Annotated in this window: 14 protein-coding genes; 6 read left to right on the top strand and 8 right to left on the bottom strand. The window is 65.4% G+C overall.

Annotation, left to right across the window (positions count from 1 at the left end; all coding sequences use genetic code 11):
• Window positions 1-93: 93 nt before the first annotated feature.
• The 4 genes from BCAL_RS03600 to BCAL_RS03585 form a co-directional block, all read right to left on the bottom strand.
• Window positions 94-1329, bottom strand: coding sequence for an AGE family epimerase/isomerase (locus BCAL_RS03600; RefSeq protein ID WP_043167031.1), 1236 nt, complete (start codon window positions 1327-1329; stop codon window positions 94-96).
• Window positions 1330-1373: 44 nt separating this feature from the next.
• Window positions 1374-2696: a glycoside hydrolase family 125 protein gene (locus tag BCAL_RS03595; RefSeq protein WP_043167029.1), complete on the bottom strand. Its 1323-nt coding sequence runs from the start codon at window positions 2694-2696 to the stop codon at window positions 1374-1376.
• Window positions 2697-2856: 160 nt separating this feature from the next.
• Window positions 2857-3768 carry a carbohydrate kinase family protein gene (locus BCAL_RS03590; RefSeq protein WP_043167027.1) on the bottom strand — a complete coding sequence of 304 codons (912 nt, stop codon included), beginning with the start codon at window positions 3766-3768 and terminating at the stop codon, window positions 2857-2859.
• 77 nt (window positions 3769-3845) lie between these two features.
• Window positions 3846-5063, bottom strand: a complete 1218-nt coding sequence (locus tag BCAL_RS03585; protein WP_043167025.1) for an ROK family transcriptional regulator — start codon at window positions 5061-5063, stop codon at window positions 3846-3848.
• 266 nt (window positions 5064-5329) lie between these two features.
• On the opposite strand from BCAL_RS03585, the gene BCAL_RS03580 reads away from it, so the two are divergent.
• Window positions 5330-6076 (top strand): copper homeostasis protein CutC, encoded by a 747-nt coding sequence (locus tag BCAL_RS03580; RefSeq protein WP_043167023.1) that lies wholly within the window; start codon window positions 5330-5332, stop codon window positions 6074-6076.
• A 24-nt stretch (window positions 6077-6100) separates the two neighbouring features.
• Here the strand turns inward: BCAL_RS03580 and BCAL_RS03575 are convergent, their stop codons facing one another.
• Window positions 6101-7276, bottom strand: coding sequence for an ROK family protein (locus BCAL_RS03575; RefSeq protein WP_420796802.1), 1176 nt, complete (start codon window positions 7274-7276; stop codon window positions 6101-6103).
• A gap of 455 nt (window positions 7277-7731) precedes the next feature.
• Here BCAL_RS03575 and BCAL_RS03570 point away from each other — a divergent pair, with 455 nt between their 5' ends.
• The 4 genes from BCAL_RS03570 (at window position 7732) to BCAL_RS03555 (ending at window position 13522) form a co-directional block, all read left to right on the top strand.
• On the top strand, window positions 7732-9369 hold the full coding sequence (locus BCAL_RS03570; protein WP_043167021.1) for an ABC transporter substrate-binding protein: 1638 nt from the start codon (window positions 7732-7734) through the stop codon (window positions 9367-9369).
• A 147-nt stretch (window positions 9370-9516) separates the two neighbouring features.
• Complete coding sequence (locus BCAL_RS03565) at window positions 9517-10605, top strand: ABC transporter permease (protein WP_043167019.1); 1089 nt, start codon at window positions 9517-9519, stop codon at window positions 10603-10605.
• 1 nt (window position 10606) lies between these two features.
• Window positions 10607-11806, top strand: coding sequence for an ABC transporter permease (locus tag BCAL_RS03560; RefSeq protein ID WP_043167017.1), 1200 nt, complete (start codon window positions 10607-10609; stop codon window positions 11804-11806).
• A 3-nt stretch (window positions 11807-11809) separates the two neighbouring features.
• Window positions 11810-13522, top strand: coding sequence for a dipeptide ABC transporter ATP-binding protein (locus BCAL_RS03555; protein ID WP_043167015.1), 1713 nt, complete (start codon window positions 11810-11812; stop codon window positions 13520-13522).
• A gap of 92 nt (window positions 13523-13614) precedes the next feature.
• On the opposite strand, the gene BCAL_RS03550 is transcribed toward BCAL_RS03555, so the two are convergent.
• Complete coding sequence (locus BCAL_RS03550) at window positions 13615-14136, bottom strand: NUDIX hydrolase (RefSeq protein WP_043167013.1); 522 nt, start codon at window positions 14134-14136, stop codon at window positions 13615-13617.
• A 3-nt stretch (window positions 14137-14139) separates the two neighbouring features.
• Window positions 14140-15741 carry an aminopeptidase P family protein gene (locus BCAL_RS03545; RefSeq protein ID WP_043167011.1) on the bottom strand — a complete coding sequence of 534 codons (1602 nt, stop codon included), beginning with the start codon at window positions 15739-15741 and terminating at the stop codon, window positions 14140-14142.
• A gap of 123 nt (window positions 15742-15864) precedes the next feature.
• On the opposite strand from BCAL_RS03545, the gene tenA reads away from it, so the two are divergent.
• The gene (gene tenA, locus BCAL_RS03540) at window positions 15865-16614 is read left to right on the top strand and encodes a thiaminase II (RefSeq protein WP_043167009.1); all 750 of its coding nucleotides are present in this window, start codon (window positions 15865-15867) and stop codon (window positions 16612-16614) included.
• A 7-nt stretch (window positions 16615-16621) separates the two neighbouring features.
• Here the strand turns inward: tenA and BCAL_RS03535 are convergent, their stop codons facing one another.
• Window positions 16622-17470 carry an aldo/keto reductase gene (locus tag BCAL_RS03535; RefSeq protein WP_152600410.1) on the bottom strand — a complete coding sequence of 283 codons (849 nt, stop codon included), beginning with the start codon at window positions 17468-17470 and terminating at the stop codon, window positions 16622-16624.
• Between the last annotated feature and the right edge of the window lie 61 nt (window positions 17471-17531).

Genomic DNA, 17531 nt, shown 5'->3' with positions numbered 1-17531 from the left:
GATTGCGGGGCCTCACCTATGCCCCCTGGCCCCCTTTAAGACGAGGGGGCTTGTCGGCTTTGCTGACGGGGAGCCTGGAGCTTGGAAGGGCGGTCAGTCCGCGTTCTTCACGGCGGTGGCGATGGACACCGACGGCTCGAGGAACGGGATCAGCGTCGACTGGAACGCGTGGTACAGGTCGGACTTGCCCGGCCAGACCGTGTCGAGCACGTGGTTGTCCTTGTCGAGCTGGTGGAACCAGGAGCCGCCCTCGTGATCGATGACGTGCTCGTCGACGTACTGGGCGAACGTGGCGTACCAGTCGAGGTACTCGTCCCTGCCGGTGGCGGCGTGGAGCGTGGCGGAGGTGTTCATCGCCTCGGCGAGCGTCCAGTGCATGCGGTCGGTGACCACCGGCGTGCCGTTCCAGTCGGTCGTGTAGGCGAGGCCCACCGTGCCGTCGGCGTTCCATGCGTCGGCCACGGCGCGGGCGAACAGCTGCTCGGCGGCCTCGATGTACGGGGCTGCGCCCTCGAGGTTCGCGAAGGAGCTCAGCGCCCACTGGGTGATCAGACGAGACCATTCGATGCCGTGGCCCGGGGTGGCGCCGTACGGCTTGAACTGGTCGTCCTTCTTGTCCGCGTTGCATTCGAGATCGAGGGACCAATCGGCGTTGAAGTGCTCCGGGATGCGCCATTCGTTGTCTTTGGCCCAGCCGATCACATGGTCGATGATGCGGCCGGCGCGCACGCGGTAGGAGTTGTCGCCGGTGGCATCGGCCACGGCGAGGAAGGCCTCGGTGGTGTGCATGTTGGCGTTGAGACCACGGTACGGGTCGAGCTCGGTGAACTCGGTGTTCCACGTATCCACCGCCAGTCCGATCTCCTCGTCCCAGAAGTGCTCGTCATAGGTCCTCAGGGCCTCGTCGAGCAGTTCCCCGGCACCCGGTCGTCCGGCGAGCAGCGCCGAGGACGCGGCGAGGATCACGAAGGCGTGGGCGTAGCACACCTTGCCCGGAGCGTGGGTGCCGTCGGCGAAGACCTGCGGGTACCATCCGCCGTGCTCGTCGTCGTGCAGGATGCCGGTCAGGCCCTTGAGGGCCTTGTCCGCAAGCTCGTCGGCGCCCGGGTAGCCGAGCATCTCGCCGATCGAGTAGACGTGCGCCATGCGCGAGGTGATCCAGGTCTCCACACCGTGGGAGGGGTCGAGCGTGCCGTCGTCGTTGAGCCAGCCGGAGCCTCCGTTCGGCGCCGGGAAGCCCTTGCCGAAGTCGAGCAGTTCGTAGGTCTCGGATGCCATGAAGATGCGGTTGGCCTCGGTGCCGAGCGCATAACGCGGATTGGTGGACATGGGTTGTTTCCTTTCGTTGGAAATGGTTGTTGTTGGTGGGTAAGTCAGCGCCTGACGCGGATGTCGAAGTAGTCCATGACGAGTTCGCAGAACATCATGTTGGACCAGCTGAACCATTCACGCGTGTAGTGCGTGGGATCGTCGACGTCGATGCCCTCGTGCATGAGGTGCGTGCCCGCGTCGGTGGCGACGAGCGCGTCGAGGATGCGGGCCTTGGTCTGCCGGTCGTCGCTGGTCATCGCCTCGATGGACAGGGCGATCGGCCAGACGTAGCGCGGCGGCGTGTGCGGGGAGCCGATGCCCTTGAGGCACCTGCCCTCGTAGTAGTACGGATTCTCGTCGCTCAGCAGCGTGCGGCGCGTGGCGAGATAGACGGGGTCGTCCGCCGCGCAGTATCCGAGGTAGGGAGCGGCCATGAGGCTCGGCACGTTGCTGTCGTCCATGATGAGGTGGTGGCCGAGGCCGTCGGTCTCGAAGGCGTAGATGGTCTCGCCGTCGCGGTTCGTGGTCTTCGCATGGGTCTCGATGCCGGCGATGATCCCCTCGCGCAGACGTGCGGCGCGTGAGGCGATCGACGCCTCGTCGAGCAGGTCGGGGGAGAAGATCCGTTCGACGTAGCCCATGACGACCGAGGCGAACATGTTCGACGGCACCAGATAGTGATACGTGCAGGCGTCGTCGCTGGGGCGGAAGCCCGACCAGGTCATGCCGGTGTATGCGACGGGTGTGCCCCGGCCGTCGTTGTCGAGCGTCTCGGTCGCAAGATCGGTGTCGCGCATGAAGAAGTACGGCGAGTCCTCGTGATGCTGTTCGGTCTCGAACACGTCGAGGATGCGCTTGACGCCTGCGACGAACACGTCGTCGAAGTGGTCCCTGCGTCCGGTGTTCGCGTAGAGCATCCACGCGAGCTGGATCGGATAGCACAGCGAGTCCACCTCATACTTGCGTTCCCATAGCCACGGGCTGGAGAAGTCGGATCGGTCGTCCTTGTCCCAGCTGGCGCCGCTGGGGGTCTCGTTGAACGCGTTCGCGTACGGGTCGATGCCGATGAACCGGAACTGCTGGCGCACGAGGCCGGCGATGAGATCGGACAGTTCCTCGTCCTGCGGGGCGATGGCCAGATAGGGGCGCATCTGCGCGGTGGAGTCGCGCAGCCACATCGCCGGGATGTCTCCCGTGACCAGGAACGTCGTACCGTCGTCATGACGTCGCACGGTGGTCGCAAGGGTGTTCGCGAAGCAGGCGTTGAAGTTCTCGGCCCAGTCGGCGTGCTCCGCGCCGCACAGATCGGTGATGCGGTGCATGAAATCGGCTACGGATCGCGGAATCGCGGCGTCGTGTGCGACCTTCGGTGTCGGTGATGTCATTGGTGTCAACTTCTTCGTTGGTGGGGTGGACAATGGCTTTCATCCGGTATTCTAAACCGGTTTAGTTGGCGACACGCGAAAGGCCGGCGGTCATCCTTGGCGGACGGCCGCCGGCCCTGCGCGTTCGGATCAGACGATCATCCGACGATGATCGAGAGGATCACTTGCCGGCCTCGGCCAGGTAGTCCGGCATCTGGGCCGGGTACTGCGGCCAGGCGCCGTTCTGGGTGCACACGAAGGCGGCGGTGTTGACGGCCTTGCGGTGGGCTTCGGCCAGGGAGTCGCCCAGCAGGGTGCGGGCGGTGAACGTGCCGGAGAAGGAGTCGCCGGCGCCGACGGTGTCGACGACCTCGACGCGCGGGGTGTCCACGGTGGAGATCTCGCCGTTCTTGGAGATGATGGTGGAGTAGGCGGAGCCGGCGGTCAGGATCACGTAGTCGAGATCGTACTGCTCGAGGAACCAGCGGGAGGCGTCGTCGCCGGAGGTGCCGCGGATGTCGAACATGTCACGCAGGAGCAGCAGCTCCTCGTCGTTGATCTTGAAGACGGTGGCCTGGCCCAGCAGCTCCTCGATGAGCTCCTTGGAGTAGTGGTCGCCGCGCAGGTTGATGTCGAAGAACTTCATCGCGCCCGGCTTGGTGTGCTTGAGCAGCTCGGTGATGGTGGCGTGGGACTCGGGGGAGCGCAGCGCCAGGGTGCCGTAGCAGACGGCGTCGGCCTGCTTGACGACGTCGATGAGCTGGCGGGTGTACAGGATGTGGTCCCAGGCCACGCCCTTGACGATGGTGTACTCCGGGATGCCGTTCCTGAGCTCGACCTCGACGGTGGAGGTCGGCCAGGCGTTGCGCTGGATCACGGCGTGGATGCCGGCCTTGGCGGTCTCGGCCAGCAGCTCGTCGCCGAGCTCGTCCTCGCCGACGGCGGAGATGGAGTAGCCGTCCGCGCCGTTCATCATCGCGTGGTAGGCGAAGTTGACGGGGGCGCCGCCGGCGCGCTTGCCGGTGGGGAGCATATCCCACAACAGCTCGCCGAGGGACAGGACGATCGGCTTGGACTTGGTGGTTTCGGACATGGTGGTTTCCTTTCCTTGTTTGTTGTGTTGGGTTTTTCCGTTTGGGAAATCTTGTGGTTCGCTCCTCGCGTCCGGGCCTAGCCCAGATCGAAGAAGGTCGATGGCCGTTCGAGGAACTGGGTGACGGCCACGGCCGCCGCGCCGCACACGGCGGCGTCCGTCGGCATGGTCGACAGGGTGATTCTGGTGGAGTCGTAGAGCTCGGGGATGGAACGGCCGTGCACCGTGGCGAGCACTTCGTCGAGGAACAGATCGCCGCCTTCGGCGACGATGTCCCCGATGATGATGTGGGCCGGGTTGAAGGCGTTGAAGATGATCATGCAGCCGTAGCCGACGTATCGGGCGGTGCGCAGGACGAGCTCGCGCGCCTTGGCGTCGCCCTTGCGCGCCAAGGCGAACAGCGCCCGCGTCGCCTCCGCGTTGGACATGGACTGCGCGCCGGGCACGATCTCGCCGTTGGCGACGATCTCCTGGCGGATCGCGGGGGTGGAGCAATAGCGTTCGAGACATCCGACGTTGCCGCAGTCGCAGGGCTTGCCGTGCACATCGACGGAAACGTGGCCGATCTCGGTGGCGGCACCGAGCGCGCCGTTGACGATGTGGCCGTTGTCGATGACCCCGAGGCCCACGCCCTCGCCGACCAGATAGTAGGCGAGATCGTTCTCGCCGTGCGATTCGGGGTCGAACAGGTAATGGGCGAGCGCGCCGGCCCGGGCGTCCTGCTCGATGAACACGGGGACCCGGAACGCATGCGTGAACTCGTCGATGAAGTTCACGTTGCGCCAGCCGGTCATCGACGAGACGACGGCGGTGTAGCCCTTGTCGCGCATGTAGGGGCCGGGGATCGCCATGCCGATGGCGACGATCAGATCGTCCTCGTCCAGCAGCTCCTCGATGCGCCGGTGCAGCAGGGTCACCGTTTCGCCGATGGTCTCGTTGGTGATGGGTGGCATGTCCTCGGTGCCTAGGGTGCTGCCGGCCAGGTCGAAGACGCCGATGCGCACGAGGGAGCGGGCGAATTTGACGCCGATCACGTGGAAGTGCGCGGTGTCAAGCTTCAGACCGATGGAGCGGCGGTTCTTCGCGCCCTCCATGTCGCCGGTCTCCTGGATGGCGCCGACGTCGATGAGCTGCGCGGTGATCTTGGTGATGGCGGCGGGGGTGAGGTCGAGCGCCTTGGCGATCTGTGCGCGGGAGCTGACGCCGTTGTGATAGAGATGCTGGAGGATGCGGGAGCGGTTGGACTCGGCGATGGATGCCCGGGATGTGCCGGTGGCGTTGCTGCCGTTGCTCATGCCTGACACCTCCTTGCGTCATCCGTGCCGTCCGCACCGTTGTGTGGTCCACCGTTGGGTGGTCTGCGATCGTCCTTGAATCTGAACTTCATTAAGATATTAACGCAGTTAATACATGAACGCAATTAAGGAACGTCCGGCGTGTCGTCGACGGGGCGTCTCCGTTTACGGCGGCTAGGATGGACGCCAAGCCGCGGAAGACTGCGGGCGAAGAGGCCCTTGCGGAGTTTTCGTGGAAACGATCACAGGTCACGAAGGAGCTGCGTATGACGATGATCGAAATAGCCGTGCAGGATGTCGCCGGCGCGAGGATCGCGAAGGAGGAGGGTGCCGACCGCATCGAACTATGCGTGGCGCTGGGTGCCACCGGAGGACTCACGCCAAGCGCGGGCCTCATCGCCGCGTGCACCGCGATCGGCGTGGGCGGCGACGACGGGGGAGTGCAGGCCCTGATCCGCCCGCGCGCCGGATCGTTCGTGTTCGATGACGACGAGAAGGCCGTGCAGCTCGCCGACGTGCGCATGGCCGTGCATGCCGGCGCCAGTGGGGTCGTGGTCGGAGGTCTGACGCGTGACGGCGTGATCGACGAGCCGTTCGCGGCGGCGTTGGCCGACGCCGCACGCCGTGCCGGGCGGGAGGCGGGACGGGACGTCCAGCTCGTCTTCCACCGTGCCTTCGACATGGTTCCCGATCGCGACGCCGCACTGGAGACGCTCATCGCCCTGGGGTACACGCGCGTGCTCACCTCGGGCGGTGCGCCACGCGTGCCCGAGGGCATCGATGCGCTGCACGATCTGGCGGTCCGGGCCTCCGGACGCATCCAGATCGAGGCCGGAGGAGGTCTCACCGTCGAGTCGATAGCCGCGACGCGGGCCGCCGGCGTGGATGCGCTGCATATGTCCGCCAAGCGGCTCGTGCCCTCCGAGGGCGGTCCGGGAGGCGGTGGTGGCGCGCCGATCGAGGTCACCGACCGGGAGACGGTGCGTGCGGCGGTGGAGGCGGCGCACCGCTGAACGGTGCTGATCGGCGGTGCGCCGCTATTCCTCCTCGAGATGGTGCAGCACGACGACCACCGCCGCGCCTCGCAGGGTGGCCTCCGCTCCGCACTGGCAGCGGCGGATGACCGCCCGATCATGGAACTTCGACAGCGTCATCGCGTCGAGACGCCGCTGCGCCGCCTCGAGGAAGGTGTCGTTGACCACGTCCGCGGGCCCGTACACGCACACGTCACTGATGTCGAGCAGGCCGACCGGCATGGCCATCGCCGAGGCGAAGTACTCGCCGGCCTCACGGATGATGGCGGTGCGTTTCGTCTCGTCGGCGCCGATCATGCGCTCTCGCAGCACACCGGCCGAGATCACGCGCTCCATGCACCCGCGCTTGCCGCAGGGGCAGAGCGGTCCGTGCTCGGGGTCGGGGGAGATGTGGCCGATCTCGCCGCCGGCGTGCTGTTCGCCGATGACCGGCACGTCGTTGATGAGCGTCGCCGAGCCGATGCCGTGGCCGATCTTGACGAACACGAGATTCGGGCCGGCCTGTCCGAAGAAGCGCTCGGTGAGCATCGTGCACATCACGTTGTTCGCGATCGTGACGGGAACGGTGAACCGGGTCTCCAGCACGGTCTTGAGATCCACGTCTCGCCACCCGAGCGCCGTGGACTCGCTCACCACGCCGCCGCGGACCACGCCCGGCACGGCGACCCCGATGCCGACGAGCGAGCCCATGTCGAGGTCGGCGGTGAGCTGGTCGACGAGCTGGACGATGGTGTCCGCATCGACGCGGACGTCCGGCCCCAGCGCGCTCTCCATATGCTGCAGGGGGTTTCCGAGCAGATCGGTCAGGGCGCCCTGCACGAGATGCGGCTGGGCCAGATCGATGCTGATGATGCGCAGGCGCGTCGTGTCCACGCTCAGCAGCATGGCCCTCTTGCCCTTGCCGGTGACGGGGGAGACATGGCCGTTCTCGCGGATCAGTCCCTCATCGAGCATGCCCGCCACGACGTCCGAGACGGCCACGCGTGACAGTCCGGTCATCCGTCCCAGCTGGGCGCGCGAATAGCGGCTCGCCGGGAACAGCAGATTGAAGATGAGCGAGCGGTTGAGCCGCCGCACGTCGGAGGGGCTGGCCTTGGTCGTCCGGCCGGGGGACCTCAGCGGGAGCGAACCTGTGTACGCCTGATCGGCCATGATGCCGCCTTCCTTGAATACCGTCATATCACTGTCGTAATCGTCCGTCATGTCTCGTACCGCCCACGGGCGTCAGGGAATGATAGTATGCGCCGCGACACTGCCCGCACCTACTATTTAAGCAATGTGTCTTTTCATTATAGTCTCGCTGCCGGCTCCCGCAACCTCCCGGGAGCGGCTTGGCGTCGGGGATCGGCGGATTTGTAAGTGTTCTTAACTTCCCTGTTTTCAGTGAACATGCGGTCTGTGATCTCAATGGAGGGGTCCACGATTCGGACATCGCCTCATTGTCGGATTCGATATGTGGACGAAATAATGAAACGTTGGAATTCCAAGGAAAACGACATATCGCAATGCATGCGCGTCACATAAGGAAACGTCCGGTTAACACAAAGAGTTCCTATAGTCGGCTCTAATCCACACCGGCGCATACGCGATGTGGCCTAGGAACACACCCTAGGAACCTTAGAGAGAGGATTCCCATGAAATCCAGGAAAGTCATGGCGCTGATCGCATCCGTCGCGGCCATCGCCTCGCTCGCCGCATGCGGCGGCGTGAAGGACGACGGCGCAGGCGCCACCGCGAACGCGGGTTCGGCCATCACCATCGGCACCACCGACAAGATCACCAGCGTCGACCCGGCCGGCTCCTACGACAACGGCTCCTACGCCGTGCAGATCCAGATCTTCCCGTTCCTGTACGCGCAGAACTACAACACCTCAGAACTGAGCCCGGACATCGCCGCCGACGACGGCACGTGGAACTCCGACGGCACCGAGTTCACCGTCAAGCTCAAGGACGGTCTCAAGTTCGCCAACGGCAACGACCTGACCGCCTCCGACGTCAAGTTCTCCTTCGACCGCATCAAGAAGATCGACGACCCGAACGGCCCGAGCTCGCTGCTCGCCAACATCGACTCCGTCACCGCCAAGGACGACACCACCGTCGTGTTCAAGGACACCGTGCCCTACGACGTGACCCTCAAGCAGGTGCTCTCCAGCCCGGCCGGCCCGATCGTCGACGAGGACTCCTTCGACGCCGACAAGCTCACCCCCGCCGACACCATCGTCTCCAAGAAGGCGTTCGCCGGCCCGTACACGCTCACCTCGTTCAAGAACAACGAGTCCGCCGCCTACGCCAAGAACGACTCCTACCAGGGCCTGACCCCGGCCAAGAACTCCGCCGTGCAGGTCAAGTACTTCGCCGACGCCTCCAACCTGAAGCTCGCCGTCCAGCAGGGTCAGGTCGACGTCGCCTACCGCTCCCTGAGCCCGACCGACATCGAGGATCTCTCCAAGGACTCCAAGGTCAAGGTCGTCAAGGGACCGGGCGGTGAGGAGCGCTTCCTCGCCTTCAACTTCAAGATCCAGCCGTACGGCGAGAAGTCCAGCGAGCCGGACGCCAACAAGGCCAAGGCCGTTCGTCAGGCCGTCGCGAACCTCATCGACCGCGACGAGCTGTCCACCAAGGTCTACAAGGACACCTACACCCCGTTGTACTCCTTCATCCCCGACGGCCTCGCCGGTCACGACGACACCCTGAAGGCCGCCTACGGCGACGGCAACGGCAAGCCGAGCGCCGAGAAGGCCAAGCAGGTCCTCGAGGCCGCCGGCGTCAAGACCCCGGTCGACCTGAAGCTGCAGTACAACAACGACCACTACGGCTCCTCCTCCGCCGACGAGTACGCCGCCATCAAGAACCAACTCGAGGCCGACGGCCTGTTCAAGGTCGACCTGCAGTCCACCGAATGGACCCAGTACAACAAGGAGCGCAACGTCACCGACAGCTCCGATGGCGCCTACCCGGTCTACCAGCTCGGCTGGTTCCCGGACTACTCCGACCCGGACAACTACCTGTCTCCGTTCTTCCGTGACGGCAACTTCGTCAACAACGGCTACTCCAACAAGGAGGTCAACGACCTCATCGTCAAGCAGGCCGGCGAGAAGGATGCCTCCGCTCGTGAGGAGATCTTGAAGCAGATCCAGAAGCTCGAGACCGAGGACCTGTCCACCATCCCGCTGCTGCAGGGCGCGCAGGTGGCCGTGACCGGTGCGGACGTCAAGGGCGTCACCCTCGATGCGTCGTTCCGCTTCCGCTACGCCTCCGTCACCAAGGGCTGACCGATAGGCTGACGTAGGTCCGCCCATCCACCCCATCCGCTCCCGCCGGCGCCGGCCGTCAGCCATGAATCGCTGACGGCCGGTATCGACGGGAGCATTATCGCATCATCACCCATTCGTACATCACTCATTCCAAAGGAGCAACGCGTGTCAGACAGCACCGCAACGGACTCCACCGGAACAAAGGCGGCCAAGCCAAAGCGGAACCGTCTGTCCGGCGGGTTCTTCCGATTCATCCTGACCAGATTCCTGCTGATCATCCCCACGGTCTTCATCCTCGTCACCATCGTCTTCTTCGTGATGCGCGCCACCGGAGACCCGATCTCCGCCGCGCTCGGCGGCCGACTCACGCCCGAGGAGCTGAACAAGCGCATCCATGCCGCCGGCTACGACCGTCCGCTCATCGTGCAGTACCTCGACTACCTCGGCGGTCTGCTGCACGGCGACCTCGGCACGACGCTCACCGACAACCAGCCGGTCATCACCATCCTCACCCGGTACGGCGCCGCCACGTTCGAGCTGGCGTTCCTCTCGCTCATTGTCGCGCTCATCGTCGGCATCGGGCTCGGCCGCATCGCCGCCCGCCACCGCGACCACGCGGCCGACGCCGGCATCCGCGTGTTCGCCATCCTGTGCTACGCGACCCCCGTGTTCTTCCTCGGCCTGGTCCTCAAGCTCATCTTCGCCGTGTGGCTCAACGTGCTGCCCTCCTCGGGTCGCTCCGACCTGACCAGCGAGATGCAGTTCCAGCGTCTCGTCTCGCCGACCGGCTTCTACATCATCGACTCGCTCCAGCTGGGCGACATGACCGTCCTTACCGACGTGCTGCGTCACGCCGTCCTGCCGGCCCTCGCGCTGGGCCTGCTGACCGCCGGCGTGTTCATCCGTCTGGTGCGCACCAACGTGATCGCCACCTACAACTCCGGCTACGTCGAGGCAGCACGCTCCCGCGGCGTGTCCGAATCGCGCCTGCTCAAGAAGCATGCGTGGCGTCCGGCCCTGATCCCGATCATCACCGTCATGGGCATGCAGATCGCGATGATGCTCGCCGGAGCGGTTCTGACGGAGACGACCTTCGAATGGAAGGGACTGGGCTTCATGCTCTCCACCTATCTCAAGGCCCGCGACTTCGTGGCCGTGCAGGGCATCGTGATCCTCATCGCCATCATCGTGGCCGTCGTCAACTTCATCGTCGACGTGGTCGCCGCGCTCATCGACCCGAGAGTGAGGTACTGACATGACCGAAAGCACCGTCAACAAGGTCGGCGTGCCCGGCGACAGCCGCCTGAACGACCTCAAGGTCAACAAGTCCGGCCCATGGTGGACCAAGGCCCCGATCATCAAGGATCTGCGCATCGCCGTCGGCTGGCAGAAGGGCATGCTCGTCACCGGACTGGTGATCACGTTCTTCTTCATCCTGCTGGCCATCCTCGCGCCGCTCATCGCACCGTACGGCTACTCGCAGATGAAGGACTCGTCCGGTCAGGCGTTCCCGACGCAGGCCGCGCCCAGCGCCGAACACATCTGGGGCACGACCGTGGGCGGCTACGACGTGTTCAGCCGCACCATCTGGGGCGCGCGCACCGCCATCATCGCCATCGTCATCGCCGTGCTGCTTTCCATCTTCGCCGGCGTGCTGCTCGGACTCGTCTCCGGCTACTTCGGCGGATGGGTCGACCGCGTGCTCGTCGTGATCGCCGACGCGATCTACTCGTTCCCGTCCCTGCTGCTCGCCATCCTCATGGCCATCATGATCTCCGGCGGCCAGTCCGGCCTGTGGAGCGGCATCCTCGCTTCCGGCATCTCGATCACCGTGGTGTACATCCCACAGTACTTCCGCACGATCCGCGCCGAGGTGGTGCGCATCAAGTCCTCCGCGTACGTCGAATCCGCGAAGGTCGTCGGCGCCTCCACCTGGCGCATCATGACCAAGCACCTGCTCAAGAACTCCACCCGTACCCTGCCGGTGATTCTCACGCTCAACTCCTCCGAGGCGATCCTCACCCTCGCCGGACTGGGCTTCCTCGGCTTCGGCATCGAGCCGACCGCCGCCTCCGAATGGGGCTACGATCTGAACCGCTCCGTCGCCGACGTGACCGCCGGCATCTGGTGGACGGCCATCTTCCCGGGTCTGGCGATCGTGCTCATCGTGCTCGGCATCACGCTCGTCGGCGAATCGCTCAACGATCTGGCCGATCCGCGTCTGCGCGCCCGCAAGTCCGCCGGCGAGGTCGTCGGCTCGATCGAGGACACCTCCGTCGACCCGAGCGAGAAGCCCGGCGTGCGCAACGAGGTCGTCGCCGAGCTCGACGCGGCCAGGAACCCGCTCGCCCCCGGCGAGACGCCCGTCACCGTCATCGACCACGATCCGGCGATCCCGGGCAGCGAATGGACCGGCGAGGGCAAGGCCCCCGCTTCGGATGAAGGAAAGGAGTGAGCCATGACCGAGTCCCAGAACGCCAATCTCGCCGAGATCAAGGACCTGTCCGTCTCCTTCATGACCGACGCAGGATCCATCAAGGCGATCGACAGGATCAACTTCACCATCCCGCGCAAGACCGTCGTCGGCGTGGTCGGCGAATCCGGCTCCGGCAAGTCCGTGACCGCACGATCGATCATCAAGCTCCTGCCCGAGACCGCCACCACCTCCGGCGCCGTCTACCTGTCCAAGCGAGACGGCTCCGACTCGCTCGACGTGCTCTCCCTGAGCGGTGAACAGCTGCGCGAGGTGCGCGGCTCCGAGGCCGCGATGGTCTTCCAGGAGCCCAACTCGGTGTTGAACCCGGTCTACACCATCGGCTGGCAGATCGAGGAGGGCCTGCGCGCGCACGGCATGAAGGACAAGAAGGAGCTGCGCGCCAAGGCCATCGACATCCTGAAGAAGGTCGGCATCCCGGACGCCGAGACGCGCGTGGACTACTATCCGCACCAGTTCTCCGGCGGCCAGAAGCAGCGCATCGTCATCGCGATGGCGTTGGTGCTCAACCCCGGCCTCATCCTCGCCGACGAGCCCACCACCGCGCTCGACGTCACCGTTCAGGCCGAGATCCTCGACCTGCTGCGCCTCGCCCGCGACGAGTTCGACGCCTCCGTACTCATCATCACGCACAACATGGGCGTCATCGCCGACATCGCCGATCAGGTCGTCGTCATGTACCGCGGCCACGTCGTCGAACAGGGCACGGTCGATCAGATCTTCTACCATCCTCAGGCCGACTACACCAAGCGTCTGCTCGGCGCCGTGCCGCGCATCGGGCAGAAGCTCACCGTGTACGACCGCGACGGCAGGGTGTTGGAGCGTGAGTCCGACTGGCGCGAACAGCCGGTGGCCGTCGAGGCGAAGGGACTGACGATCACCTACCCGGGCCACCTCATGCAGCCCGACTTCAAGGCGGTCGACGGCATCGACTTCACCATCCACCGTTCCGAGGTGCTTGGCCTCGTGGGCGAATCCGGTTCCGGCAAATCCACGACGGGCCGTGCGATCGCCGGCCTGCAGAAGGTCTCCGGCGGCTCGCTCAACGTGCTCGGCATCGAGATGAACGGCGTCAAGGAACGCGACTTCAAGCCCAAGCGTGCCGACATCGGCTTCGTGTTCCAGGATCCGGGAAGCTCGTTCAACCCGCTGATGACCATCGCCGAGAACGTCGCCGAGCCGCTCATCGTGCACGGCAAGTACGGTTCCGTCGCCGAGGCGAGGGACTACGTGGGAGACCTGCTCGAAATGGTGCAGCTGCCGCGCGCGTACATGAACCGATTCCCGCATGAGCTCTCCGGCGGCCAGCGGCAGAGGGCGTCGCTCGCGCGCGGACTCGCGTTGAAGCCGTCGCTGCTCATCGCCGACGAGCCGACCTCCGCACTGGACGTGTCCGTGCAGGCGAAGGTGCTCCAGCTGTTCAAGAAGCTGCAGGTCGAGATCGGCTTCGCATGTCTGTTCATCACCCACGATCTGGCGGTCGTCGACATGCTCGCCGACCGCATCATGGTGATGCACAAGGGCCGCATCGTCGAGCACGGCGACGCGGACGACATCATGCAGCGTCCGCAGAACCCGTACACGAAGAAGCTGCTGGCCTCGCTGCCGGTGCCCGACCCGCGCGAGCAGCGCATCCACCGCGATCAGCTCCACGAGCTGCTCGCCTCCGAGGTGTGATGGGTCCGGCACTGCTGATATGAGAGAGGCCGTCGCTGAGTGATTCTCAGCGACGGCCTCTCTCTGTTGCCGTTTGTCGGCGTTGCGATCCGCTAGTGCTGTTCTCCGTCGAACACGAACAGCGCGTGGGAGTCGCCCTTGGCCTTGTTCTCGATGTACGTGCGGAACAGCGCGAGGCGTTCCACCGTGCTGGCCGCGAGAGGCTCGGGCAGCCGGTCCAGATCGAACCAGCCGACGGAAAGGCTCTCCTCGTCGCCGACGAACGGGTCGGCGTTGCCGCCGGGCTTCAGCGCGCACAGGAACGAATGGTCCATGTACATCGTGTTGTCGCCGTTCGCGTAGGTGATGACCTTGTCGGAGGAGGTGACGGCCACCAGATCGGTGACGATCGCGTCGACGCCGGTCTCCTCCTTGATCTCGCGCACCACGGTGTCGGCGGGCTGCTCACCCGGCTCGTTGATGCCGTAGACCATCGCCCATTCGCCGGTGTCCGAACGGCGGCCGAGCAGCAGCTGCCCGCGATCGTTGAGCACGCAGCCGGTCACGCCGTTGAGCCACAGGAGATCATGGCCGATCTTCTTACGCAGTTCGAGCACGAATTCGGGAGTCGGCATGGTTCAGCGCTCCTGACCGGCCGCGGCGCGTTCGCGCATCCACTCCTCGACGTCCTCGATCTGCTTCGGGATGCCGGCGGAGATCCATTCGGGGCCGTTCTCGGTCATGAGCACGTCGTCCTCGATGCGGATGCCGATGCCACGGTACTCCGGCGGGATCAGCAGATCGTCCTCACGGAAGTACAGGCCCGGCTCGATCGTGAAGATCATGCCCGGACGGATCGGTGCGCCCTGATACGACTCGAAACGGGCCTGCGCGCAGTCGTGCACGTCGAGACCAAGGTGATGCGCCACGCCGCAGGCGAGCCAACGGCGATGCTGCTGGCCCTCGGGGGAGAGGGACGTCTCCACGTCCACCGGCAGCAGACCCCAGTCGTGCAGACGCTCGGCGATCACACGCATGCACGCGTGGTGGATGTCCGAATACGTGGCACCCGGTTTGGCGGCCTCGAAGCCGGCCTGCTGGGAGTCGAGCACCGCCTGGTACAGACGCTTCTGCAGATCGGTGAACCTGCCGTTGGTGGGGAAGGTGCGGGTGATGTCCGCCGTGTACAGGGAGTCGACCTCGACGCCCGCGTCGACGAGCAGCATGTCGCCGGTTTTCACGACGCCGGTGTTGCGCATCCAGTGCAGGATCGGGGCGTGCGGGCCGGAGGCGACGATCGAATCGTAGCCGACCGCGTTGCCGAGCTCGCGGGAGACCGCGTTGAACGCGCCTTCGAGGATGCGTTCGGAACGCGGCTTGTCAAGCGCGGACGGCAGCGAGGAGAGCAGACGGTCGAAGCCGTGCTTGGTGGCGTCGACGGCCTTGCGCATCTCGCCGATCTCATAGGCGTCCTTGACCATGCGGGCCTCGGACGTGAACTCGTGCAGCTTGTCGTCGTCGGCGGCGTTCCTATCCGGATCGGCCGCACCGTTCGCCTCGCGCACCGACTCGACGAGCGCGGTGATCTTCGGGTCGGTCTCGCGCATCACGCGCACGCGCACGGCGCCGGCCTCCGCACCCACGTCCTTGGACAGGGCGTCGGCCAGCTGCGCGATGTCATGCGTCTCGATGCCCGTCATCGCGGTCATCTCCTTGAGGCCTGCGCGCGGGCCGACCCAGTACTCGCCGTAGTGCGGGTTCATGAAGAAGTCGGTGGTGGAGTTGTCGGCGCGGGGGGCGACGAACAGCTCCGGCACATGGGTCTGGCCGGCCTTGGCCTCGGGGGAGTCCGGGTCCACCGGGTTGAGGACCAGCACGGCGCCCGCCTCGTAGTCGACGCCGAGACCGGTGTAGTACGCGAAGGCGGTGTCCGGACGGAACATGTAGTCGCAGTCGTTGTTGCGCACCTTGGGGCTTCCGGCGGGGATCACCAGACGCTCGCCCGGAAAGGCGGCGCCGAGGGCCTTGAGCCTTGCCGGCGTGAACTTCGAGGATTCCAGCGGCTCGATGTCCGGCTCGTCATCCGCCCATCCGGAGCGCATGAACTCCTTGAACGCCTCGGAGCGCGGACGCAGCGAACGGTTGTTCACTCGGTCGCTCATCGCCTGATCCGGGCCCGGCGCGTTCCGGCGCTCCTCGGCCTCGTACTGCTTGTCCTTGTCGGTGACGACATCACCCATGGATTACTCCTCCCTGGTGAATACTTTCTCATAGAAGGGTCTCGTGTTACCGTTCCCATCCTAGTACGCTGTCGTGCTGTACCACCACACCTCATCGAGACCGCTTATCGAAGGGAGCACCCCATGACCACGACGTTCGACGCGAAGGCGTTCGGAGCGATCACCCTGGACCACCTGCCGCCGTTCGCGACCCGACTGCGCGAGGCCGCCGACGTCATCTGGGAGGAGGGCTACCGCCAGCCATTCCTGCGCGAGCTCGGCGAGGGCACCCTGCCGCGCGAGAAGTTCGCCTTCTACCTGCTGCAGGACTACCGCTACCTCGCCGACTACGCGAAGGTCCACGCGCTGGGCCTGACCAAGACGCGCGACCCCGAGGTGATGCAGTTCATGGCCAACGTGCAGAACGCCATCTTCAACGTCGAATCCTCGATGCACCGGAAGTACATGGCGAGCTACGGCATCACCGAGGAGGAGATGAACTCAGTGCGCCAGTCCGCGTTCGCCCGCGCCTACACGTCCAACATCCTGTCGATCGCCTACGGCGGCGACCTGCTCGACATACTCGTCGCCGTGCTGCCATGCGCGTGGATGTACGCCGACTACGGCCAGCGCCTCGCCCGCGAGTTCGTCGGCACACTCGAGGACAACCCGTACGGCAGCTGGGTCGACATGTACAAGACCGACGAGTTCTGGTCCGGATCCGCATGGCTGATCGAACAGATCGAGCGGCGCGTGGCGGGCCTCGACGAGACCCGCCTTGAGGAGCTCGCCGACATCTTCGTCACCGGAGTCGAGAACGAGTACATGTTCTGGGCGAGCGCCTACGACATGCAGTACTCGTGGAGGAGCGAGTGGGACGCCGCTCGAGCCTGAAAGGGCCTCAGGCCTCCTCGTGCCAGTGCGGGTTCTGACCGAACGTGTACCCTTCCGGGTTGTCCATCGCCGCGATGTCGCGCATATCCTGCTCGTCGAGCGCGAAACCGGTCAGGTCGAGGTTCGCGCGCTGGCGCTCGCGGTGCAGCGACTTCGGGATCGCCACGTCGCCCAGCTGCAGGTGCCAGCGCAGGATCGCCGCCACGGGGGAGACGCCGTGCCTGTCGGCGATGCGCGTGATGGTCGGATCCTTGAGCATCTGGTTGGCGCGTCCCAGCGGGCTCCACGCCTCGGTGATGATGCCGTGCGCCTCGTCGTAGGCGCGCTGCTCGCTCTGCTGGAAGAACGGGTGCAGTTCGACCTGGTTGACGGCGGGCGTCACGCCGGTGGCGCGGATGAGCAGGTCGATGTGGCCGGGCAGGAAGTTGCTCACGCCGATGTGCCTGACGATGCCCTGCCTCTGTGCGTCGACGAGCGCCTGCCACGCCTCGACGAACTGTCCCTGCGACGGGTTCGGCCAGTGGATCAGATACAGGTCGATGTAGTCGAGGCCCATGCGAGCCACCGACTCCTCGATCGTCTCGCGCGCCTGATCGTACTGGTGATGACGACCGGGCAGCTTCGAGGTGACGATGATGTCCTCGCGCGGCACCTCGGACTCGCGGATCGCCTTGCCGACCACGCCCTCGTTCTCGTAGTTGAACGCGGAGTCGATGAGCCGGTAGCCGACCTCCAACGCCGATTTGATCGCCTCGACGCCGGCGAATCCGTTGACCTTGTACGTGCCGAAGCCGATGGCCGGCAGCTCCAGTCCGTCATGCGCCCTGCGCACGGGGATCGCCGGCGGTTCAAGCAGTGTTGCCATGATGTGTCCCTTCGTTGGTGTCATATATCGATGTCATGGGCGTTCATCGTGA

The sequence above is a fragment of the Bifidobacterium callitrichos DSM 23973 genome (assembly GCF_000741175.1).
GTDB lineage: Bacteria > Actinomycetota > Actinomycetes > Actinomycetales > Bifidobacteriaceae > Bifidobacterium > Bifidobacterium callitrichos.
Note: the sequence above shows the minus strand (reverse complement) of the source record. Positions and strands in the feature narration are given on the sequence as shown.